The sequence below is a fragment of the Streptomyces sp. enrichment culture genome (assembly GCF_964272895.1).
Classification (GTDB): Bacteria; Actinomycetota; Actinomycetes; order Streptomycetales; family Streptomycetaceae; genus Streptomyces.
Map to the genome: position 1 here is coordinate 4,788,970 of NZ_OZ186832.1, position 22,577 is coordinate 4,811,546.

The 22,577-nt window shown below is 71.7% G+C and carries 18 protein-coding genes; 10 read left to right on the top strand and 8 right to left on the bottom strand.

The genetic code is table 11. From position 1 onward, the window contains the following. Positions 1–27 precede the first annotated feature (27 nt). A complete protein-coding gene (locus ACSU6M_RS21780) occupies positions 28–2,457 on the top strand; it encodes a galactose oxidase-like domain-containing protein (RefSeq protein WP_437071531.1) in 2,430 nt (809 codons plus the stop codon). 217 nt (positions 2,458–2,674) lie between these two features. On the opposite strand, the gene ACSU6M_RS21785 is transcribed toward ACSU6M_RS21780, so the two are convergent. Together ACSU6M_RS21785 and trhA are read right to left on the bottom strand one after the other, a co-directional pair. After that, positions 2,675–3,406 carry a Mut7-C RNAse domain-containing protein gene (locus ACSU6M_RS21785; protein WP_437071532.1) on the bottom strand — a complete coding sequence of 244 codons (732 nt, stop codon included), beginning with the start codon at positions 3,404–3,406 and terminating at the stop codon, positions 2,675–2,677. Positions 3,407–3,466: 60 nt separating this feature from the next. Next, entirely contained in the window at positions 3,467–4,180 is a 714-nt protein-coding gene (trhA, locus tag ACSU6M_RS21790) for a PAQR family membrane homeostasis protein TrhA (RefSeq protein ID WP_437071533.1), read from the bottom strand. Between the two features lie 325 nt (positions 4,181–4,505). Between trhA and ACSU6M_RS21795 the strand changes: the two genes are divergently transcribed. Together ACSU6M_RS21795 and ACSU6M_RS21800 are read left to right on the top strand one after the other, a co-directional pair. Beyond that, entirely contained in the window at positions 4,506–6,329 is a 1,824-nt protein-coding gene (locus tag ACSU6M_RS21795; RefSeq protein WP_437071534.1) for a phosphoenolpyruvate carboxykinase (GTP), read from the top strand. Between the two features lie 311 nt (positions 6,330–6,640). Next, positions 6,641–8,626, top strand: a complete 1,986-nt coding sequence (locus ACSU6M_RS21800; RefSeq protein WP_437071536.1) for a calcium-binding protein — start codon at positions 6,641–6,643, stop codon at positions 8,624–8,626. 85 nt (positions 8,627–8,711) lie between these two features. Here ACSU6M_RS21800 and ACSU6M_RS21805 read toward each other — a convergent pair whose 3' ends face one another. The 3 genes from ACSU6M_RS21805 to ACSU6M_RS21815 form a co-directional block, all read right to left on the bottom strand. Beyond that, complete coding sequence (locus ACSU6M_RS21805) at positions 8,712–9,215, bottom strand: nucleoside deaminase (RefSeq protein ID WP_437071537.1); 504 nt, start codon at positions 9,213–9,215, stop codon at positions 8,712–8,714. A 274-nt stretch (positions 9,216–9,489) separates the two neighbouring features. Then, complete coding sequence (locus ACSU6M_RS21810) at positions 9,490–9,918, bottom strand: hypothetical protein (protein WP_437071538.1); 429 nt, start codon at positions 9,916–9,918, stop codon at positions 9,490–9,492. 133 nt (positions 9,919–10,051) lie between these two features. Then, positions 10,052–11,263, bottom strand: coding sequence for a pyridoxal phosphate-dependent aminotransferase (locus ACSU6M_RS21815; protein WP_437071540.1), 1,212 nt, complete (start codon positions 11,261–11,263; stop codon positions 10,052–10,054). Between the two features lie 125 nt (positions 11,264–11,388). On the opposite strand from ACSU6M_RS21815, the gene ACSU6M_RS21820 reads away from it, so the two are divergent. Beyond that, complete coding sequence (locus tag ACSU6M_RS21820; protein WP_437071542.1) at positions 11,389–12,180, top strand: hypothetical protein; 792 nt, start codon at positions 11,389–11,391, stop codon at positions 12,178–12,180. A 371-nt stretch (positions 12,181–12,551) separates the two neighbouring features. Then, positions 12,552–13,451 carry a S1 family peptidase gene (locus ACSU6M_RS21825; RefSeq protein ID WP_437071544.1) on the top strand — a complete coding sequence of 300 codons (900 nt, stop codon included), beginning with the start codon at positions 12,552–12,554 and terminating at the stop codon, positions 13,449–13,451. A gap of 3 nt (positions 13,452–13,454) precedes the next feature. Here the strand turns inward: ACSU6M_RS21825 and ACSU6M_RS21830 are convergent, their stop codons facing one another. Beyond that, entirely contained in the window at positions 13,455–15,038 is a 1,584-nt protein-coding gene (locus ACSU6M_RS21830; protein ID WP_437071545.1) for an N-acyl-D-amino-acid deacylase family protein, read from the bottom strand. 11 nt (positions 15,039–15,049) lie between these two features. After that, positions 15,050–16,315: an amino acid deaminase gene (locus ACSU6M_RS21835; RefSeq protein ID WP_437071547.1), complete on the bottom strand. Its 1,266-nt coding sequence runs from the start codon at positions 16,313–16,315 to the stop codon at positions 15,050–15,052. Positions 16,316–16,446: 131 nt separating this feature from the next. Here ACSU6M_RS21835 and ACSU6M_RS21840 point away from each other — a divergent pair, with 131 nt between their 5' ends. The 5 genes from ACSU6M_RS21840 to ACSU6M_RS21860 all read left to right on the top strand — a co-directional run bounded on the left by ACSU6M_RS21840 (position 16,447) and on the right by ACSU6M_RS21860 (position 20,847). Continuing rightward, positions 16,447–17,484 (top strand): sugar kinase, encoded by a 1,038-nt coding sequence (locus ACSU6M_RS21840; protein ID WP_437075297.1) that lies wholly within the window; start codon positions 16,447–16,449, stop codon positions 17,482–17,484. After that, the gene (locus ACSU6M_RS21845; RefSeq protein WP_437071549.1) at positions 17,481–18,242 is read left to right on the top strand and encodes an IclR family transcriptional regulator; all 762 of its coding nucleotides are present in this window, start codon (positions 17,481–17,483) and stop codon (positions 18,240–18,242) included. The genes ACSU6M_RS21840 and ACSU6M_RS21845 overlap by 4 nt, the downstream gene beginning before the upstream one ends. Next, positions 18,239–18,649, top strand: coding sequence for a RidA family protein (locus ACSU6M_RS21850; protein ID WP_437071551.1), 411 nt, complete (start codon positions 18,239–18,241; stop codon positions 18,647–18,649). Before ACSU6M_RS21845 ends, ACSU6M_RS21850 begins: the two co-directional genes overlap by 4 nt. Before the next feature lie 110 nt (positions 18,650–18,759). Continuing rightward, the gene (locus tag ACSU6M_RS21855; protein WP_437071553.1) at positions 18,760–20,226 is read left to right on the top strand and encodes a GntP family permease; all 1,467 of its coding nucleotides are present in this window, start codon (positions 18,760–18,762) and stop codon (positions 20,224–20,226) included. Positions 20,227–20,343: 117 nt separating this feature from the next. Next, positions 20,344–20,847 carry a hypothetical protein gene (locus ACSU6M_RS21860; RefSeq protein ID WP_437071554.1) on the top strand — a complete coding sequence of 168 codons (504 nt, stop codon included), beginning with the start codon at positions 20,344–20,346 and terminating at the stop codon, positions 20,845–20,847. Positions 20,848–20,863: 16 nt separating this feature from the next. Here the strand turns inward: ACSU6M_RS21860 and ACSU6M_RS21865 are convergent, their stop codons facing one another. Then, positions 20,864–22,216, bottom strand: coding sequence for a M14 family metallopeptidase (locus tag ACSU6M_RS21865; protein ID WP_437071555.1), 1,353 nt, complete (start codon positions 22,214–22,216; stop codon positions 20,864–20,866). Positions 22,217–22,577: the final 361 nt, after the last annotated feature.

Genomic DNA, 22,577 nt, shown 5'->3' on the forward strand with positions numbered 1-22,577 from the left:
CCGCAAGGCAACAAGGGGGGACCACCTTTGCCGTACGCAGTCCGAAGACCGGCACGCGGACGAACCGCCCGCCTGCTCGTCTGTGCCCTCGTCCTGTTCGCCGCCGCGCTGGGCCTCGGCCCGCTCGGCGCCCCGCCCGCCACCGCCGCCACCAACCTCGTCAGGAACCCCGGCCTCGAAGTCCTCGACGCGCACACGCAGTTCCCGCAGTGCTTCGAGAAGTCGGGCTGGGGCGACAACGACTTCACCTTCACCGTCACCGACGACGCCCACTCCGGCAGCCGCGCCGTACGCATCGAGCTCACCCGGCGCGGCGACGGCGACCGCAAGACGATGATGCTGGAGAACGCCTGCGCCCCGCAGGTCACTCCGGGCCACCAGTACGACCTGTCGTTCTGGTACAGGTCCACGACCCCCAACGTGGCGTTCACCCTCTTCCGCCACGACACCGCCCTCGGCTGGGTCTACTGGACCGACCTCAAGACCCTCGCCCAGTCGGCCGGCTGGACCCGCACCGAGGTCCGCACCCCGGTCATCCCGCCGGACACCGACCAGATCACCTGGGGCGGCGCCCTGTACGGCGTGGGCACCCTCACCACCGACGACTACGCCATGACCGACGCCACCGTCCCCACCGGACCCGACCCCTGCACGGCGGGCGGCACCGGACCGGAGTGCACGGGCCAATGGACGGTCCAGACCCTCGACGCGCCGGTGCGCGCCATCCACTCCGTGCTGCTGCACAACGGCAAGGTGCTGCTGATCGCCGGCTCCGGCAACGACCAGGACGCCTTCCGCGCCGGCACCTTCAAGACCTCGCTGTACGATCCGGTCGCCGGCACCTACACCGACATCCCCACCCCCGAGGACTTCTTCTGCGCCGGGCACGTCCAACTCCCGGACGGGCGCGTACTGGTGGTGGGCGGCAACAAGGACTACGCCCTGCCCGACGGCAGCGTCGGCTACAAGGGCCTGAGGTCCAGCTACGTCTTCGACCCGGCGATCGACAAGTACGTCAAGGTCAACGACATGCTCGCCGGCCACTGGTACCCGTCGGCCACCGCCATGGGCAACGGTGACGTGATCGCCCTCGGCGGCCTCGGCGAGGACTCCTCCGGCACGGTCGTCAACGAGCACTTCTCCTACGCCCAGAACAAGTGGCTGCCCATGGGCGAGGCCAAGCAGGCATGGTCCTTCTGGGGCCTGTACCCGTCGATGATCCTGCTCCAGGACGGCCGCCTCTTCTACACCGGCAGCCATGTCTTCGGCGGCGGCCTGCCCGGCTCGGGCGCCTCCGTCTACGACTACCGGGCGGGCACCATCGCCGACGTGCCCGGACTGCGCCGCAAGGACGAGCGCGACCAGTCCATGTCGGTGCTGCTGCCGCCCGCGCAGGACCAGAAGGTCATCACCATGGGCGGCGGCAACCACACCGTCTCGCCCCACGCGCACCGGCTGGTCGACGTCATCGACATGAAGGCCGACTCCCCGGCCTACGTCCCCGGCCCCGATCTGCCGCAGGGCCGCTACCAGGACGGCAGCCCGCAGACCGGCGACGAGGGCAAGGTGTACCTGTCGGCGGTGATCCTCCCGGACGGCAAGGTCCTGGAGACCGGCGGCGCCCTGCACACCTACCGCGAGGACCCGGTCTTCGAGGCGTCGATGTACGACCCGGCCACCAACACCTTCCAGCCGGGCCTGGCCACCGACCCGGTGCCGCGCACCTACCACTCCTCGTCCGTGCTGCTGCCCGACGGCCGGGTGATGTCCATCGGCGACAATCCGGGCGACGGCTCCTTCGACCAGCGGGTGTCGATCTACAAGCCGCCCTACCTCTTCAAGGGCGAGCGCCCGCAGATCACCTCGGTGCGGAGCACCTCGTGGGCGTACGGCACCTCGCAGCGCATCACGGTCGACAAGCCGGTGGTCAAGGCGTCCCTGATCCGCCCGGCCGCGGTCACCCACTCCTCCGACCCCAACCAGCGCTATGTCGACCTGCCGATGACCGTCGACGGCAACACCGTCGACCTCAGCCTGACCAGCAACCCCAATCTGGCCCCGCCCGGCTGGTACATGCTGAGCGTGGTCGACGCAGGCGGCGTGCCGTCGGTGTCCCGGTGGGTGCGCGTCGGCGCGGCCGGCCAGGTCGCCGAGGCCCGCGTCCAGGCGTACGCCGACGACCTGGCGGAGACGCCCGTCACGGCGGACCGGGGCCACCGGCACCACCAGGGCAGGAAGATGCCCCAGGGCTACGACGGCTGCGACCACTCCTACGGCACCATCGACCAGTGCGTGCCGTGGAAGTTCCCCGCGATGCCCCAGGTCGAGCGGTGCCAGTGGCTGAAGGACAAGGGTTACGGCACGAAGCTCGCCGTCCACGGCCGCGACCGGCACCGGCTCGACCGCAACAAGGACGGCGTCGCCTGCGGCAGAGGCGACCTCGTCAGGCGCCGCTGAGGATCATCATCGCGCCCAGCGTGACCTGAGCGCCCCACTGCACCATCACGGCCCCGAACCTGGCGGACACCCACCGGGTCCGGGGCCACACCCGTGCCGGCACCCCGGCCGCGACCGACGCCCAGAAGCAGCCCCACACCACCGCGCCGGGGATCGGCGAGCACTGCTCGCCGTAGGCCGGACAGCGGCTGCCGCGCTCGGTCGTCGGCGCTGCTGCTCAGCCGCGCCGAGTACGCATACTCAGCGCGCCCTCGACGATGGCCTCCAACTGGTCGTGGTGGGCGCCCTTCCAGTAGGCGCGGCCGCAGTCCCCGCACTGCGCGAACACGTCGTACGTGCGCTGCGTGCCGTGGTGGAGCTGGTCGGCGACCTGCTCCTTGGTGGCCTCGCGCAGCAGGCCGTTGCAGGCGGTGCAGCGGGTCCAGGGGCGCAGCTCGGGGTTAAACCGGTCGAGGACGTCACGGAGCTGGTCGTCGGGGCGGGTGCTGTAGACGTAGGCGCCGGCCCACAGTTCGCGGCGGCGCAGCAGACCGCGGTCGCGGCTGAGCATGACCCGCTGCTCGGCGGCGGAGCGGGCGGCGAGCGCCGGGTCTCCGATGTCCGTCGACTCGTACGCCGTGTCCACGCCGAGCAGCCGCAGCCGGCGGGCGAGGGTGCCCAGGTGCACGTCGAGCAGGAAGCGCAGCGGGGCGCCGGGGACCTGCTGGGGGCGGGCGACCGGGCGGACACTGACCGTCTCGCCGTCCCGCGGGATGTGCGCGACGGGGGTGTCCCGGCCGTCGACGACCAGGGCGCCGACCTCGGTGAGGGGCACGCCGAGGGACTCGACGACATGCCCGAGCGTCGACACGCCGTCGGTGCGCAGCGCGGTGGCTCCCCGGCGCCGCTCATGGGCGACGAACAGGGCGAGTTCCGGGGCGATGTCGACGTGGATCACGGGTGCGTTCACCTGATCAGCATGGCACGGAGGCCGTGCGTGCCTCTCCGGTTTCTGCGGGGTCCACCGACCTCACCCGTGCTGGTAGGCCACCAGCGAGATGCCGACGTAGTGCACGACGAACGCGGCCAGGGTGAAGGAGTGGAAGACCTCGTGGAAGCCGAACCAGCGCGGTGAGGGGTTGGGCCGCTTGATGCCGTAGATCACGCCGCCCGCGCTGTAGAGGACGCCGCCGACGATCACCAGGACGAGGACGGCGATGCCGCCCGCGCGCATGAAGTCGGGCAGGAAGAAGACGGCCGCCCAGCCCATGGCGATGTAGCAGGGGGTGTACAGCCAGCGCGGGGCGCCGACCCAGAAGACCCGGAAGAGGATCCCGGCCGCCGCGGCGCCCCAGATGCCCCACAGCAGCCACTGTCCCTTGGCGCCGGGCAGGAGCAGCAGGGTCAGCGGGGTGTAGGTGCCCGCGATGATCAGGAAGATGTTGGAGTGGTCGAGCCGGCGCAGGACGCCGTCCATGCGGGGGCTCCAGTTCCCCCGGTGGTACAGCGCGCTCACGCCGAACAGCAGACAGGCGGTGAGGGCGTAGATGCCGCAGGCCAGGCGACCGCGCGGGGAGTCCGCCAGCGCGGTGAGGACGAGGCCCGCGACGAGTACGGCCGGGAACATGCCGAGGTGCAGCCAGCCACGGAGTTTGGGCTTGATCTCTTGCGGCAGGGTGGGCGCGACGGAACCGCGGCCGGCGGCCGGCGTCTCCAGAGGCGCGTCGGTGACGGACGCAGTCATACGCCTCATCGTACCTACGGACCCGTAACTTACGGAGCGGTGCGGCGAGATGGGCGGTCAGGAGTGGCCATCGTCTCACGGTTGCCGTCCGCCGTCCGAGTGCTGTCAAGGCAAAGAACTTTTTGCCGAACGCCATGTGGACGCAAAGAAACGATGTCACACGTGGCGATCCTCACTCTGCTCACCTGTGCGGTCCTCTGGACAGATGCGCGCGAACGTCGGATGATCAAATGAGTGCGGTCGGCACCGGATGAGCGGCTGCGAAGCATCCGGGTCGCGGCCCCCACGGGGCAGACAGGACAAAAACCCTCACTTAGGAGCAATCGTGGCGCGAGACATCGCGGCTCCCTCCGTCGTCCCCACCAACCACCAGGAACTGGTCACCTGGGTCAACGAGATCGCCGAACTCACCCAGCCCGACGCCGTGGTCTGGTGCGACGGATCCGAGGCCGAGTACGAGCGGCTCTGCGAGGAACTGGTCGCCAAGGGCACCTTCAAGAAGCTCGACCCGGCTCTGCGCCCCAACTCCTACTACGCGGCCTCCGACCCGACGGACGTGGCCCGCGTCGAGGACCGCACCTTCATCTGCTCCGAGAAGGAGGAGGACGCGGGCCCGACCAACCACTGGAAGGCCCCCGCCGAGATGAAGGAGATCTTCGCCGGTGAGAAGGGTCTGTTCCGCGGCTCCATGAAGGGCCGCACCATGTACGTCGTGCCCTTCTGCATGGGCCCCCTCGGCTCGCCGCTGTCCGCGATCGGCGTCGAGATCACCGACTCGGCCTACGTCGCCGTCTCCATGCGCACCATGACCCGCATGGGCCAGGCCGTCCTCGACGAGCTCGGCGACGAGGGCTTCTTCGTCAAGGCCGTGCACACCCTCGGCGTCCCCCTGGAGGAGGGCCAGCAGGACGTGCCGTGGCCCTGCAACCAGACCAAGTACATCTCCCACTTCCCGGAGACCCGCGAGATCTGGTCCTACGGCTCCGGCTACGGCGGCAACGCCCTGCTCGGCAAGAAGTGCTACGCCCTGCGCATCGCGTCCGTCATGGCCCGCGACGAGGGCTGGCTGGCCGAGCACATGCTGATCCTCAAGCTGACGCCGCCGCAGGGCGAGTCCAAGTACGTCGCCGCCGCCTTCCCGTCCGCCTGCGGCAAGACCAACCTGGCCATGCTGGAGCCCACGATCTCCGGCTGGACGGTCGAGACCATCGGTGACGACATCGCCTGGATGCGCTTCGGCGAGGACGGCCGCCTCTACGCCATCAACCCCGAGGCCGGTTTCTTCGGCGTCGCGCCCGGCACCGGCGAGCACACCAACGCCAACGCCATGAAGACCCTGTGGGGCAACGCGGTCTTCACCAACGTCGCGCTCACCGACGAGGGCGACGTGTGGTGGGAGGGCATGACCGAGGAGCCGCCCGCGCATCTGACGGACTGGAAGGGCAACGACTGGACCCCGGCCTCCGAGACCCCGGCGGCCCACCCCAACGCCCGCTTCACCGTGCCCGCCTCGCAGTGCCCGATCATCGCGCCCGAGTGGGAGGACCCCAAGGGCGTGCCGATCTCCGCGATCCTCTTCGGCGGCCGCCGCGCCACCGCCGTACCCCTGGTGACCGAGTCCTTCGACTGGAACCACGGCGTCTTCCTCGGCGCCAACGTGGCCTCCGAGAAGACCGCCGCCGCCGAGGGCAAGGTCGGCGAGCTGCGCCGCGACCCGTTCGCCATGCTGCCGTTCTGCGGCTACAACATGGGCGACTACATGGGCCACTGGATCGACGTGGCCAAGGGCAAGGACCAGTCCAAGCTGCCCAAGATCTACTACGTCAACTGGTTCCGCAAGAACGACGCGGGCCAGTTCGTCTGGCCCGGCTTCGGCGAGAACTCCCGTGTCCTGAAGTGGATCGTGGAGCGCCTGGAGGGCAGGGCCGAGGGCGTCGAGACGCCGATCGGCATCCTGCCGACCAAGGCGGCCCTGGACACCGACGGTCTCGAACTGTCCGAGTCCGACCTGGACTTCCTGCTCACCGTCGACAAGGACGTGTGGCGCGAGGAGGCCGCGCTGGTGCCCGAGCACCTCAACACCTTCGGCGACCACACGCCGAAGGAGCTGTGGGACCAGTACCGCGCTCTGGTCGAGCGCCTGGGCTGACGGCCCGTAGAGAACGGGGCCGAAGGCCCCCCGAGATCCCCCCGCGGCCGGTCCGATGGGAGCCCTGACCAGTGATCGTCACGGCCGGCCGCGGGTGGCGGCACATCGTCACGAACCGTGGCCCCGCACAACGGCGTGCGGGGCCGTGCTGCTGTGCCCCGTCACCCGTCGGGATGGTTTCGTGCGTCCGGTGAGATCAACGCCGGTCGTGCCCGAGGCACGGGTGTGCGAGCGGCGCAAGGCTGTCGCGCATGCTCACACCCCCTGTGCGACGAGCGTGGCGTCGCCCCGGTGACCGTCGCCGGTCCCTCATGGCCCGGGCCGGGACCGTCGCGGCGACCGTCCTGGCACTCGTGCTGACCCTCCCCGGCACCGCGGTCGCGGCGCCGGGCGACCTCGACCCGACGTTCGGCGGTGACGGCACGGTCCTCACCACCCTCGCCGACACCGACCGGGCCGCCGATGTGGCCCTGCAGCCCGACGGCAAGATCGTCTCCGTCGGTTACTCCTCCGACGAATCGCTGGTGGAGAGCCGCTTCGCGCTGACCCGCCACCACCCCGACGGCAGCCTGGACCAGAGCTTCGGCGCGGGCGGCACCGTGGCGACGCCCATCAACAACATGGAGCCGAACCTCCAGTGGAGCGAGGCCGCCGCCGTGGCGCTCCAGGCCGACGGGAAGATCGTCGTGGTGGGCCACAGCTGGCGGGAGTACGAGAACTGCTGCTGGTTCGTGGTGGCCCGCTACAACCCCGACGGCAGCCTGGACGACACCTTCAGCGGAGACGGCAGGGTCTTCGCCGACATCGCCGGCCCGACCGACGCCCTCGACGTGGCGATCGACTCCCAGAACCGGATCGTCGCCGCCGGCTACACCGGCGGTCACGTCGCCCTCGCCCGCTACCTCGGCGACGGCACCCCCGACAGCTCCTTCGGCGGCGACGGCGTGGTGACCGCCGACCCGGTGCCGGGCTCGCTGGAGGCGGGCGGCGGCGCCGACGGCATGGCGCTGCAGCCCGACGGCAAGATCGTCATCGGCGGCGACGTCGGGTCCACCCGCTTCGACTTCATGCTGATGCGCTTCCACACCGACGGCAGCGTGGACACCGGCTTCGACGGCGACGGGATCGTCCGCACCGACTTCGGCGACTACGACGGGGTCGAGGAGGTCGTGATCCAGCCCGACGGCAAGATCGTCGCCGCCGGCGGCAGCGGCGGCAGGTTCGCCCTCGCCCGCTACCTCCCCGACGGCTCCCTGGACACCGGCTTCGACGGCGACGGCAAGGTCCTGACCACCGGAGGCGGCGGCGCCTCGGACGTGGTGCTCCAGGGCGACGGCCGGATCGTGGTCGCCGGGAGCAACGGGCCCGGCGGCGACTTCGCCGTCCTGCGCTACAACCCCGACGGCAGCCAGGACACCGGGTTCGGCACCGGCGGGGTCGCGACCGCCGACTTCGGCGGCGCCGACGCGGCCTACGGCGTGGCCCTCCAGCCCGACGGCAGGATCGTCGCGGTCGGCCAGGGCGGGCCGGGCAGCGACTTCGCCCTGGCCCGCTTCGAGGGCGGCGGCACACCCCCGCCCCCGCCGCCGGTGAACCCCGACCTGTCGGTGACGAAGACCGGCACCAGCACCGTCAACATCGGTGACCGCGCCACGTACACCATCACCGTCAGCAACACCACCGCCGGCACCACCGCGACCGGCGTCACCCTCAGCGACACGCTCAGCGGACCGGCGGCCACGGTGATCTCGGCGACCACCACCCAGGGCAGCTGCACCACCACCGCCACCACGGTGAGCTGCACCCTCGGCAGCGTCACCGCGACCACCCCCGCCCGCGTCACGCTCGTGGTCGAGCCGCGTGCCACCGGCACCCTCACCGACCGGGTCACGATCAGCTCCACCAGCACCGACCCGGACTCCACCGACAACAGCGCCACCAAGACCACCACGGTCGGCAACTCCCGCGGCTGCACCCGCATCGGCACCAGCGGCAACGACACCCTCACCGGAACCACCGGCGCGGACGTCATCTGCACCCTCGGCGGCGACGACACCGTCAACGCGAGCTACGGCAACGACACCGTCCACGGCGGCTTCGGCAACGACCGCCTCGACGGCGGCTACCACGACGACCGTCTCGTCGGCGGTCCCGGCAGCGACTACCTCATCGGCAACTACGGCAACGACCGCCTGGACACCGTCGACAGCGTCAGCGGCAACGACAGCGCCAACGGCGGCTCGGGATACGACACCTGCACCACCGACAGCGGCGACACCCGCATCAGCTGCCCCTAGCCGGGCGGAGGCCCCGGTCGGGGACAGCGAAGGGCGGATCCCGGTGCACACCGGGATCCGCCCTTCGTCGCTGGGGCGGACGGCCTCAGTAGTCGATGCGGTCCGCCTTGGCGAGCCAGGCGTCGAAGGGGGCCGTGCGGTTGGGCAGGTCCAGGTGCTCGACCGTCATCGGCCACATCGACTGCGGCTTCTTCTCCAGCAGGTCGTAGAACTTGCGGTCGTCGAAGCCGGCCACCGCGGCGTCGTGGCGGTCCGCGCAGTAGACGATCCGGTCGACCCGCGCCCACAGCGCGGTGGCGAGGCACATCGGACACGGCTCGCACGAGGTGACCAGCACACAGCCCTCGAGGGAGAAGGTGCCCAGCTCCCGGCACGCGGCCCGCATCACGCTGACCTCGGCGTGCGCCGACGGGTCGAGGGTGGCGGTCACCTGGTTGTTCCCGCTCGCGACGACCTCCCCGTCCTTCGCGACCAGCGCCCCGAAGGGACCGCCACCGTTGTGCACGCTGTTCGTGGCCAGCGTGATCGCCTGGGCCATCCAGGTGAGCTCGAGTTCCCGGGCGTTGGCCTCTTGGGTCTGGGTGGTCATGGTCGCTCCCTCAGTTCGCCGTGCTGTGTCGCAGCCTGTGAGGAGTACACAGCCGGGGGAGTGGAATCAGCCAGGAGGGAAAGGCATGAAACAGGCGCCGGGCCGGGACCGGTTCTTCGTAGCTTCCTACAGCGCCCAGCGCCGCCAGAACCCGTACTCAGCTCTGATCGACGCCGCCGAGGTGAACGCGGCCGGCGCAGTGCCGTGGCGCCCGGTCCGCGCGTCGCTGCGGTCGCACGCGGACCGGGGCCGTCGGGAGGAGCCCGCGGGGGGCTCAGGGAAGGGCCGGCTCGCGGGACGCGAGGGCCTCGGTGTGGGCGTCCATCCGCTCGGCCGCCAGGATCGCCGCCGCCGTGTCCGCACGGGACGCGGCGACCACCAGGGCCCGTCCGGCGAGCGTGTGGGCGCGCTGGTGCAGGGCCCTGGCATCGCCGGTGGCGTTCGGGACCGCGCGGACCGGTACGGAGCCGCCGCGCAGCCGCGACACCTGCTCCACGAGACGGGCGGCCGCCGCGTCCAGATCGGCGGACGGGGCCAGGGCGCGCAGCTCGTCGGTGACCGCGAGCAGCGCTCCGAGGTGCCCGGCGAGCTGGATGTCCAGCTCCTCCTCGCGCGAGCGGTGGGGGAAGTCCGAGGACGTGCCGGCCATCGCGTGGTGGGCGGACCCCTTGCGGGAAGCAGGGGTGCGGATCGGTTCGTACATGGATGGCCTCCTGCTCTCTACGGAAGACATCCTAGCTTAGATTGAGTCTAAAGTTGAGCTCTTCAAGAAAATGGGCGCCCTCCAGATGTGTGGAGGGCGCCCGATGCGCTCGACGGCCGCACGGCCGGGCCGGTCAGGGCTGGCTGTAGCCGTCCAGGAAGTTCCCGATCCGGCCGATCGCCTCCTGGAGGTCCCGTGCCGTCGGCAGGGTCACGACCCGGAAGTGGTCCGGCTCCGGCCAGTTGAAGCCGGTGCCCTGGACGACCATGATCTTCTCGCGGCGCAGCAGGTCGAGGACCATCTGCCGGTCGTCCTTGATCTTGAACACCTTGGGATCGAGCCGCGGGAACAGATACAGCGCCCCCTTCGGCTTCACACACGTCACGCCGGGGATCTGGGTGAGCATCGCGTGCGCGACGTCCATCTGCTCCTTCAGCCGCCCGCCCGGCAGCACCAGGTCGTTGATGGACTGCCGTCCGCTGAGCGCGGCGACCACCCCGTGCTGGCCCGGCATGTTCGCGCACAGGCGCATGTTCGCCAGGATCGTCAGGCCCTCGATGTAGGACTCGGCGTGGGCGCGCGGGCCCGAGACGGCCATCCAGCCCACCCGGTAGCCGGCCACCCGGTACGCCTTCGACATGCCGTTGAAGGTGAGGGTCAGCAGGTCCGGGGCCACCGACGCGGTGGGGACGTGGGCGGCACCGTCGTAGAGGATCTTGTCGTAGATCTCGTCCGAGCAGACCAGCAGGTTGTGGCGGCGGGCGATGTCCGTCAGGCCCTCGACCATCGCCCGGTCGTAGACCGCGCCGGTGGGGTTGTTCGGGTTGATGATCACGATCGCCTTGGTGCGGTCGGTGACCTTGCGCTCCACGTCCGCGAGGTCCGGCATCCAGTCGGACTGCTCGTCGCAGCGGTAGTGCACCGCGGTACCGCCGGACAGGGACACCGCCGCCGTCCACAGCGGGTAGTCCGGGGCCGGGACGAGGACCTCGTCGCCGTCGTCCAGCAGGGCCTGCATCGCCATCACGATCAGCTCGGAGACGCCGTTGCCGATGAAGACGTGCTCGACGTCCGTCTCGATGCCGAGGGTCTGGTTGTGCATCACGACCGCGCGGCGCGCGGCCAGCAGGCCCTTGGCGTCGCCGTAGCCGTGGGCGCCGGAGACATTGCGGAGGATGTCCTCCAGGATCTCCGGCGGGCACTCGAAGCCGAAGGCCGCCGGGTTGCCGGTGTTCAGCTTGAGGATGCGGTGGCCCGCCGCCTCAAGCCGCATGGCCTCCTCGAGAACCGGGCCCCGGATCTCGTAACAGACATTGGCGAGCTTGGTCGACTGGATCACCTGCATGTCTGGGAGCTTACGGCCCGCTCAGGGGCCCCGCGTCGTGTTTTCCGCCACGTGAGACGCACGGTTTGGGGGGTTTTTGCCGACGGCTGTCCCAACAGACCCATCGGTAACTAGAATCCGCGGCCATGTCAGAGCACCGTCACCCCGAGGGCGGGTCGTACGCCGACCCCGACGCGACCGGCGTATACGGCGTGCAGGGCGTGCCCGGCGTGCACGGTGTACAGGCTGTGCGGGGCGTGACGCCGAGCGTGTACCACCCGCAGGACGCCGGGGCCGCCCCCGCCTACGACGAGTACGCCGATCCGGCGGCCGCCCACGGCTGGCAGAACGCCTACGACGAGACCGCGCGGCTGCCGCGGGTGACCGACGCGGATCCCGGCGCGGATCCCTCTGCCGGTCCGTCCCCCGTGGCGCCCGTCGGCGGGCGGCGCGGTGCCCGCCGGGCCGCGGCCCGGCGTCAGCGGCGGCTGCTGCTCGCGGGCGGCGCGGTCGCAGTGGTGTCGCTCGCGGCGCTGGTCGTCACCTTCTCCCTCGGCGGGTCCTCGGACGACGACGAGCTGAGCCGCCCTGACCGCACGGGACCGACGGCGGAGGACGCGGCCGGCACCGAGACGGACGGGACCGCCGGGACGCCGGAGACCGGCGGGGCGGACCCGGCCGACGGGGCGACCGGCTCCGACGGGAGCGGCGGCACCGGCGCGGACCCCTCCGCCTCCGCCGCGGGGACCGCCCCCGCCTCGGGCTCCCCGAGCGCCTCGCCCACCGCCCCCGCCCGGACCTCCACCGACCCGGCGGAGCCCGCACCCTCCGCCACCGGCGCTGCCCCCACCGCGACCACGGCCGCCCCCGAGCCCACCCCGGCCACCACCTCCACCAAGCCGGGACGCGGCAACGGCAAGCCCAAGGGGCCGCGCTAGGACGGAGTCGATGCGAGGGGGTGCCTCCGCGCGAGCCCGGTCCGGGCGTGGGGGAGTCGGGGGCTGACGGCAACGCGGCGAGGCGCGGTGCCGGGCGCCGGGAGCCCGGCGTGATCGGCCAGACCCCCAGGGCTTCCGGATCATGCCGGCGGCGCCGGGGGGGGGCCTGCCGGAGCCCGGTCGGCTCGGCGTGTCCTCCGCGTGGCCGTTGTCGCCGACCCGGACATCTCCCGGCCCACCCGCGAGTTCCGGCCGCCCGGGCCGGAAACGTCTCCTTGTCCCCTCGTGACCCCGCATTAACAATGCGCATGACAAGTACGGGGCGGCCGGAAGATCTCCGGTCGCTCACGCACATCAGAGGGGACCCCCACATGAAGAAGCCTCTCCTCGCCGCGCTCGCCGCCCTGGTGATCACCGGGACCGGCGCGGCACCCGCCTTCGCCGCCGCACCGGACACCGAGGCGGCACCCGCGGCCGGATCCGTGTCCGGATCCGTGTCCGGATCCGCGGCGAAGCCCGCGGCCGCGCCCGCGGTCCGGGCGGTGAACTTCGCCGGCACGGTCGCGCTCAGCAACTGCTCCGGCTCCGTCATCCGCATGCCGGACTCCGCCGCCGACGACCCGGCCCTGGTGCTCACCAACGGCCACTGCCTGGAGTCCGGCTTCCTGGGCCCCGGCCAGGTCGTCGTCGACCGCGCCTCCACCCGCTCCTTCTCCCTGCTGAACTCCGCCGGCAGCCGGGTGGCGACCCTGCGCGCCAGCAAGATCGCCTACGCGACCATGACCGACACCGACGCCGCCGTCTACCAGCTCACCCGCACCTACGGGCAGATCAAGAGCTCCTACGGCATCGACGCGCTCACCCTGAACGACACCCACCCGGTCGCCGGGACCGCCATCAGCGTCGTCTCCGGGTACTGGAAGCGCATCTACAACTGCTCCATCGACGGCTTCGTGTACCGGATGCGCGAGGGCGACTGGACCTGGAAGGACTCCGTCCGCTACACCTCCGCCTGCAACACCATCGGCGGCACCTCCGGCTCCCCGGTCGTCGACCAGGCCACCGGCCGGGTCGTCGCCGTCAACAACACGGGCAACGAGGACGGCGAGCGCTGCACCCTCAACAACCCCTGCGAGGTCGACGAGAGCGGCAACGTCACCGTCCGCCAGGGCATCAACTACGCCCAGCAGACCTACCAGTTCGCCGCCTGCTTCGGCCTCGACAGCAAGCTGGACCTGTACGCGAGTGGCTGCACCCTGCCCAAGCCGTAGGCATCACACCGGGGTGCGCCGCACCGACCGCCCCGCCAGGACGTCCGTCCGCCGCCCGTCGTCGATGACGAACCGCCCGTCCACCAGGACGTACGGGATGCCCGTCGGCAGGGCGCGCGGACGCTCGTAGGTGGAGCCCGCCGCGACGGTCGCCGGGTCGAAGAGCACCAGGTCGGCCCGGTGGCCCTCGCGCACCAGACCGCGGTCCGGCAGCCTGAGCCGGGCCGCGGGCCGTGAGGTGAGGTGGGCGACGCACTCCTCCAGGGACAGCACGCCCAGCTCACGGACGTAGTGACCGAGGTAGTGCGGGAAGGTGCCGTACGCCCTGGGATGCGGCTTGGCGCCCTGGAGGATGCCGTCCGAGCCGCCCGTGTGGACGCGGTGCCGCATGATGTGCCGGACGTTCTCCTCGTGGCCCACGTGCTGGAGGATCGACGTGCCCAGCCGGTCCTGGAGGAGCAGCCGGCGGGCGGTGGCCCAGCCGTCCACGCGACGGCCGATCTCACCGGAGAGGGCCGGGTCGCCCACGCCCGAGATCTCGATGGTGTCCCACTCCACCGGCACCCCGTGGCAGCCGTCCGACCCGGTGACCTCCAGATCGTGCCGTATCCGCTCCGCCGTCGCGTCGTCCGCCAGCCGGGCCAGCACCGCGTCCGGACCGCCCTCGCTCGCCCAGCTGGGCAGCAGGGCCGCGAGGGTGGTGGAGCCGGGGGTGTAGGGGTAGCTGTCGAGGCTGATGTCGGCGCCGGCCGCCAGCGCCTCGTCCAGCAGGGCCAGCAGCTGTGGCGCCCGGCCCTTGTTCACGCCGAAGTTCATCGTCGCGTGGGCCAGGTGCAGCGCACAGCCCGCCTCCCGCGTGAGGGCCACCATCTCCGCGTACGCCTCCAGCGCGCCGGCGCCGTAGGAGCGGTGGTGCGGGCAGTAGTAGCCGCCGTAGCGCGCCACCACCCGGCACAGTTCGGTCAGTTCGGCGTCCTCGGCGTACATGCCCGGCGTGTAGGTGAGCCCCGAGGACAGCCCGACCGCGCCCTGCTCCAGCCCCTCGGCGACCAACCGCCGCATCCGGTCGAGCTCTTCGGGCGTCGCCGCACGGTCCTCCCAGCCCACGACCAGCGCGCGGACCGTGCCCTGCGGGATCAGATAGGCCGCGTTGACGGCGATGCCCCGGTCCAGCCGGTCCAGATACTCGCCCACCGACCGCCAGTCGAAGTCGATGTCGTCGCCGGAGCCGTTCCAGCCGGTGATCGCCCGGCGGACCTCGGCGAGGGTGCGGTCGTCGACGGGCGCGTACGACAGCCCGTCCTGGCCGAGCACTTCGAGCGTCACGCCCTGCGCGGCCTTGGCGCTGTGGTCCGGGTCCCGCAGCAGGGCGAGGTCGCTGTGCGCGTGCATGTCGATGAAACCGGGGGAGAGGACGAGGCCCTCCGCGTCCAGCTCGCGCACGGCACGGGGGCGTTGGCAGCCCGCGGCCGCCGCCTCCTTGACGATCGAGACGATCCGGCCGCCGTCGACCACCACATCGGCGCGGTACGACGGACCGCCGCTGCCGTCGACGACGTCCGCGTCCCGGATGACCAGGTCCTCCATGGCCGTACCTCCTAGAAGAACGTGCGGATGTAGTCGACGACCGTGCCGTCCGCCTCGACCAGGGGGATCAGCTGCCACTTGTCGAAGACCGTGCACGGATGGGACAGGCCCAGCGCGACCCAGTCCCCGACCTGCACGTCCGCCCCGGACGACAGGCGCAGCCAGGCGTGCTGGTCGGACAGGGCGACGACCTCGACCCCGTCCGCCGGGCGCTCCACGCCGTCCCGGCGCACCGTCTGGGCGACCGGCCGGTCGAGGTCGTAGGCCGCGTCGCGCTTGCCCGCGTTGACGAACGCCTGCTCGGCCGAGGGCCGGGAGACCACCTGGGTCCACAGCCGGAACGCGGGCTCCAGGGCGCCCTCCTCGGGGACCCGGTTGAACGGGGTCAGCTTGCGGTAGTGGCCGTCGTCGTGCGAGACGTACGCCCCCGAGCGCAGCAACTTCAGTACCGGGCGGGACAGTTCGGGGATCTCGGCGAACACGTCGGCCACCGCGTCGAACCAGGCGCTGCCGCCCGCGCTGACCACGATCTCGTCCGTGCGGGAGAAGGCGCCCGCCTTGTCCAGGCCGGCGGCCAGCGCCACCAGGCGCCGCAGCCAGGCGTGCACCCGCTCGGGCGTCGCCTGCGGCACCTCGCCCTCGTAGCCCGCGACCCCGACGAGCCGCAGGGTGTCCGTGGCCGCCACGGCGTCGGCGACCGCCCCGCACTCCGCCTCCGTCCGCACCCCGGTGCGGGCGCCCTCGCCGGCGGCCAGCTCCACGACGACGTCCAGGGGGCGGCCGGTGCCCTTGAGGGCCGCGTCCATCAGTTCCACGCCGCGCACGGAGTCGACGTAGCAGACGAGACGGAAGTCCGGGTCGGCCGCGAGCTCGGCGGCGATCCAGCGCAGGGCTGCGGGGTCGACGAGCTCGTTGGCGAGGAAGACGCGGCGGATCCCGAACGCCCTGGCCACGCGCACCTGGTGGGGCACGGCGAGGGTGATGCCCCACGCCCCGTGCTCGATCTGCCGCTGGAAGAGCTGGGGGGCCATGGAGGTCTTGCCGTGCGGGGCGAAGACGAGGCCGTGGCGTTCGGCGTACGTCTCCATCAGCCGCAGGTTGTGCTCCAGGCGTTCGGCGGACAGGGCGAGGACGGGGGTGGTGAAGCCGTCGGTGAAGAGGTTGCGGCGCTGGGCCGCCAGCTCGCCGACGGTGAGGCCGTCGGCGTCCGGGGGGAGGCCCTTGAAGCGGTGGTCCACGCGCTCGGCGGCCAGTTCTGCGAGCGACTCGGTACTCATGGGACCTCCCTGATCAGGTGCGTTGCGGTGGGTGCAACGACCATTGCGTATGTCGCTTAGTGGTGTCTAGCATTTCGGCCGACGCGGGGTCAACGGAGCGGACCGCGCACGGCCGTAAGGAGCATCCGACCATCGTGACCGGCACCGGAACCGTCCCGGACGTCCTGGACGTCGTCGCGCTCGGCGAGTCCATGGTCACGTTCCTGCCCACCCGGCCGGGACGGCTCGCCGATGTGCCCTCGTTCGAGCGCGGGATCGGGGGCGCCGAGTCCAACACGGCGTGCGCGCTGGCCGCCGCCGGCCACGCGGTGAGCTGGGTCAGCCGGGTCGGCGCGGACGGGTTCGGGGACCATCTCGTGCAGACCGTGGGGGCGTACGGCGTCGACGTGTCGGCCGTCGCCAGGGATGCCGAGCGGCCGACGGGCGTGTACTTCCGGACCGCGGGGGACCGGGCCACGGACGCGTACGAGGTGGCGTACTACCGGGCGGGGTCGGCGGCGTCCGCGATGTCCGTGGCGAACGTGGACCTGGCGGCGGTGCGTTCGGGGCGGGTGCTGCACCTGTCGGGGATCACCGCGGCGTTGTCCGGCAGCTGCCTCGACCTGCTGTGGGAACTGACCGAGCCGGCGCCCGGGCGGCCGCTGGTGTCCTTCGACGTGAACTTCCGGGCGGGACTGTGGGACGGGTCCGAGGGACCCGCGGTGCTGCTCGACCTGGCCCGGCGGGCGGACCTGGTGTTCGTCGGGGCCGACGAGGCGCGGGAGGCGTGGGGGCTGCACGGCACCGGTGCCCTCCGCGACGCCCTGCCCGGGCCCGCGACCCTGGTGGTCAAACAGGGGGCGGACGGAGCCACGGCGTACGGACGCGGGGAAACCCACTTCGTGCCCGCTCCCCCCGTCGACGTCGTCGCCGCCGTCGGGGCCGGGGACGCCTTCGCCGCCGGTTTCCTGTCCGCCACCCTCCGCGGGCTCCCCCTGCGCGACCGCCTCCGCCACGGCCACCTCTGGGCCGCCGCCGCGCTCACCGTGCCCGGGGACCTGGCCGTACCCCCTTCCCGCGGCCACGCCGATCGGCTGGTCGCCCTCGACGACGCCGCGTGGGGGAGACTTCGACTCGGCCCCGGCTGGACGGATGCCGGAGAGGCCGTGGAGGAGGTACGTACGCCATGAGCCAGACCGTCGACCGGGCGCTGAGCATCCTGCCGCTGCTCGCGGAGGGACCCGCCGACCTGGGGCAGGTCGCCGAGCGCCTCGGGGTCCACAAGAGCACCGCGCTGCGGCTGCTGCGGACGCTGCACGAGCACGGGCTGGTCTACCGGCAGTCCGACCAGCGCTACCGGCTCGGCGCCCGGCTGTTCGCGCTGGCCCAGGAGGCCATGGAGAACCTGGACATCCGCGAGATCGCCCACCCCCACCTCGTACGCCTGAACGAGGAGTGCGGGCACACCGTGCACCTCGCGGTGTACGAGGAGAACGAGGTGCTCTACATCGACAAGGTGGAGAGCCGCTACCCGGTGCGCATGTACTCGCGGATCGGCAAGCCCGTCGCCATCACCGTCGCGGCCGTCGCCAAGCTGCTGCTCGCCGATCTGCCCGAGGGCGAGCGCCGCGCGGTCGCGGAGAAGCTCGACTACCCCATGTACACGGCCCGTTCGACGCCGAACGCGCAGGCGTTCCTCAGGGAGCTCACGCAGGTGCGCGAACAGGGCTGGGCCACCGACCTCGGCGGCCACGAGGAGTCCATCAACTGTGTCGCCGCCCCGATCCGCGGGGCCGACGGGCGGGTCGTCGCCGCGATGTCGGTCTCCGCGCCGAACGTGGTCGTCACCGCCGACGAACTCCTCACCCTGCTCCCGCTGGTCCGCCGTACCGCGGACGCCGTCAGCGGCGAGTACTCCGGAAGAACGCCAGTAAGGGACCCCGCATGACGGACAAGATCGCCCTCACTCCCAAGACCCACACGACCCCGCCGGCGAAGTTCTCGCACGGCGTGCGCAAGGGCAACATCCTCCAGGTCGCCGGCCAGGTCGGCTTCCTGCCCGCCCAGGACGGCATGCCGCCCACGCCCGCCGGGCCCACCCTGCGCGAGCAGACCCTGCAGACCCTCGACAACGTCAAGGCGATCCTGGAGGAGGGCGGCGCCTCCTGGGACGACGTGATGATGATCCGCGTCTATCTGACGGACGTGGCCCACTTCGCCGAGATGAACGAGATCTACAACGCCTACTTCGAGGCGCAGAACCTCTCCGCCCCGCCCGCCGCGCGCACGACCGTCTACGTCGGCCTCCCCGCCGGGCTCCTCGTCGAGATCGACGCGCTCGCCGTCCTCGGCTGACACCGCCCGCACCCTCCCCGTACGCCGCACACGGCACGGCACCCGACACGGTGCCGTGCCGCGATCCCCCCTGCCCGAAAGCTGTATGGACTTAACCAGAGGACCCCCTCATGTCCCTTCCGCTCGCCGCTGCCCCCGCCCCCGAGGCCCCACCGCACACCGGCGGCCTCCTGCTCCTGATCGACGGCACCGCCGGACTGCTCACCGTCGCCGCCGTCGGGATCGCGCTGCTGCTGTTCCTGATCATCAAGGTGCGGTTGCAGCCGTTCGTGGCGCTGCTCGCCGTCTCCATAGCCGTCGGTCTGCTCGCCGGGCTGTCGGTGACCGAGCTGTTCGGCACCGTGCAGCGCTCCGACGCCGTCTCCACCATCGAGTCCGGCATGGGCGGCATCCTCGGCCATGTCGCGATCATCATCGGCCTGGGCACCATGCTGGGCGCGATCCTGGAGGTCAGCGGAGGCGCGCAGGTGCTGGCCTCCCGGCTGCTGGGCCTGTTCGGGGAGCGGCGCGCACCGCTCGCCATGGGGCTCACCGGCCTGATCTTCGGCATCCCCGTCTTCTTCGACGTCGGCATCTTCGTCCTCGCGCCGATCGTCTACGCCGCCGCCAAGCGGTCCGGCAAGTCCGTCCTGCTGTACTGCCTGCCGCTGCTCGCCGGCCTGTCCATGACCCACGCCTTCCTGCCGCCGCACCCCGGCCCGGTCGCGGCCGCCGGGCTGCTGCACGTCGACCTCGGCTGGGTCATCCTCATGGGCGTGGTGTGCGGCATCCCGGCCGTGCTGGCCGCGTGGGCGTTCTCCGCGTGGATCGGCCGCCGCATCTTCGTGCCCGTGCCGCAGGACATGGTCGAGGCCGCCGAGGAGGCCAGGCGGGCGGTCGGCGAGGAGCAGCGCGAGCCGGACGAGCAGCCGGTCGCGCTCGGCACGGTCCTCGCCATCATCGGCACCCCGCTGATCCTCATCCTCGCCGCGACCTTCTCCTCCATCGCCCTGGACCCGTCCACCCTCCGCTCGGTGATCGAGTTCTTCGGCCATCCCTTCGTCGCCCTGACGATCGCCCTGCTGCTCGCCTACTACGTCCTGGGCGTCCGGCGCGGCTGGTCCCGCAAGTCGCTGGAGACGGTGTCCACTTCGTCGCTGAAGCCGGTCGGCAACATCCTGCTGGTCGTCGGCGCGGGCGGGGTGTTCGGCGCCGTGCTGAAGGCCAGCGGGGTGGCCCAGGCGCTGTCGGACACCTTCAACGACGTCGGGCTGCCGGTGATCGTGCTGGCGTATCTGATCTCGCTGGTGCTGCGGGTCGCGCAGGGCTCGGCGACCGTCGCCATCGTCACCACCGCCGGGATCGTCGCCCCGCTGCTCGCCGGGGGCGACCACTCGCAGGCGTTCGTCGCCCTCGTCATCATGGCCATCTCGGCCGGGTCCATCTTCGCCTCGCACGTCAACGACGGCGGCTTCTGGATCGTCGCGAAGTACTTCGGCATCAGCGAGCGGGACACGCTGAAGACGTGGACCGTGCTGGAGTCGGTGCTGTCGGTGGCCGGGTTCGCGGCGGCGGCGGTGCTCAGCGTGTTCGTCTAGGCGGCCGCGTGCCCCGGCGGCGGTCGGGGCGTCCCGCCGGGGCGGCCGGGCCCGGTGACGGGAGCGTTACACCGGGGCGGCTGGTTCCGGCACAGGAATGTCGTCCATACTTCCGGCGTGGAGCAGCGCATAGGACCCAGCATCCAGCCCCTGCAAGGCGCCGCGGCGGACCCGGCGTTCGTCCCGGGCATCACCGGCGCCCAGCCGGCCGCCCCGCGGGACGACGTACCCGAGCAGGAGCCGGCCGTCGAGGCGGAGGACGCGCCTGAGGCGGTGGACGCGCCTGAGGCGGTGGACGACGACGCCGCCCCGGAGGCGCCGGACGAGGGGGACGTCCCGGCCGACGGCCCCGTCTTCGAGGCCGCCGACCGCCGCGCCCGGATCGTCGCGGACGGCCGGGGCGTCCGGCTCGCCCTGGACGACCAGGAGTGCGAGTTCCGCTGGGACGAGATCGGCGCGGTGGAGACGGAGACCGCGCGCTTCGGCAAGCGCTACACGGTCACCGTCCACACCCCCGACCGCCGCTGGTACCCGATCGAGATCGAGGCCAGGTCCCGCGCCCAGCACGCCGAGTGGGACAAGCAGCTGGACGCGGTCCTGGACGCCTACTTCGAGGAGTAGACGCCTGCGTCGAGGGCTAGCAGTACTGCGCTTCCTTGCCGATGGACCGGTACATGCAGTCGGCGTTCTCCAGCAGCTGGAGCACCGCGTCCCGGTTGCGGGAGGTCTCCCGCTCGATCACCTCGTCGGGCGGGTAGAACCCGCCCCCGGAGCTGGAGCGCGGGTACATCTCGAAGGTGTAGCCGAAGATCTTGTGCACGCCCCACAGGTAGTCGTCGATCGACCCGTCGGTGATGTACAGGTCGCTGGACTGCTCGGGCGTGTAGCCGTTGCTGGCGGCCATCTTCTGCCCGACCGTGGCGAAGGCGTTGCGGTCGTCGGCCGTCATGCCGGTGGTGGTGTCGGCGTAGGTGTAGCCGAACGGCCACAGGATCAGCTCGCTGTAGGTGTGGAAGTCGATGCCCGCCTTGATCTGCTGCGCGCCGCCGACCACCCGGCTGCGCACGAAGTCGGAGACCACCTTGACCTCGGGCGCGGACTCGGGGGCCGTACCCCGGTAGGTCTCCGAGGAGGGCGAGCCGGAGGAGCCGCCGCAGCAGCCCCAGCGGTAGTTCCAGTTGCGGTTCATGTCCGTGCCGACGTACGAGGAACCGGAGTTGGGCTGCCGGTTCTTGCGCCAGGAGCGGTAGGACCCGGTGGCGATGTCGTACTCGCCGCCGTCGGGGTTGAGGTCCGGCAGGATCCAGATCTCGCGGCTGTTCACCATGTTGGTGACCCGTGAGTCGCTGCCGTAGCCCGCGCCGAGTTCGCGCAGCAGGTACAGCGCCATCTCCACCGTGAGGTGCTCACGGGCGTGCTGGTGGTGGGTGAACAGCACCTCGGGCTCGGACTCGTCGGTGGCCACGTTGTCGCTGATCTTGATGGCGACGATGTCCCGGCCCTGGTACGACTTGCCGATCACCCGCTTGCTCATGATGGTCGGGTAGGCGGCCAGCCGCTGGTTGATCTCCGCGTTCATCTCGGCGTAGTTGTGGTAGCGCGAGTCGGCGGAGGGGAAGTCGTAGAGCCGGATCTCGTCCTCGGCGACCCGGTGCGACGCGTCGGGCAGCGCGGTGACCTGGTAGCCCTTGGCGCGCAGTGTGCGGATCTGGTCCGCGCGCCCCGAGACGACCAGGCCCTCCTCGTCGGCCTCGTCCACGGTCACGCCGGCCCTCATGATGGCGGTGCGCTCGGCCGCGCTGCTGTTGTGGACGTGGATCTCGTACTGCCGGATGTCGTCGGCGGAGGGGGCCGCCTTCGACGCGCTGTCGGCGCTGGCGCCGGTCAGGTCGGACGAGAGGGGTGCGGCGAGCGCCAGGGCCAGGACGGCGGCCAGGGCGGCGGTCCGCCTGGCGCCGCGGGCGCCCGAGCCGCGTATGCGGAGTCGCATGAAATCTCCTTGTTTCTCCAGGAATTCCGGGGTCTCCGGAAACGGGGAGTGGAGCGGGGGGTGGTTCTTCCGTGCGACGTGCGCGGACCCGTCCGGGCGGGCGTGGGGTCCAACCGGCCGGGTCCGAGGTGCGGGTGTGGCGCTCATGGTGCGGGCGTGGCATGAGCAGGTCAATACCAAATCGGGCCGGATACCCGAAAGACACGTCCGCGGGCCCGCGCGCCCGCCCCGCTCGCCGACCGGACGCCCGAGGCTCGCCCCCGCCCCGCTCGCCGGCCGGACGCCCGAGGTCCGCGCCCGCCCCGCTCGGGCGTATCGCGTGAAGATCCCGGCAGGCCCTCTTGCCCCGCACCCGGACCTG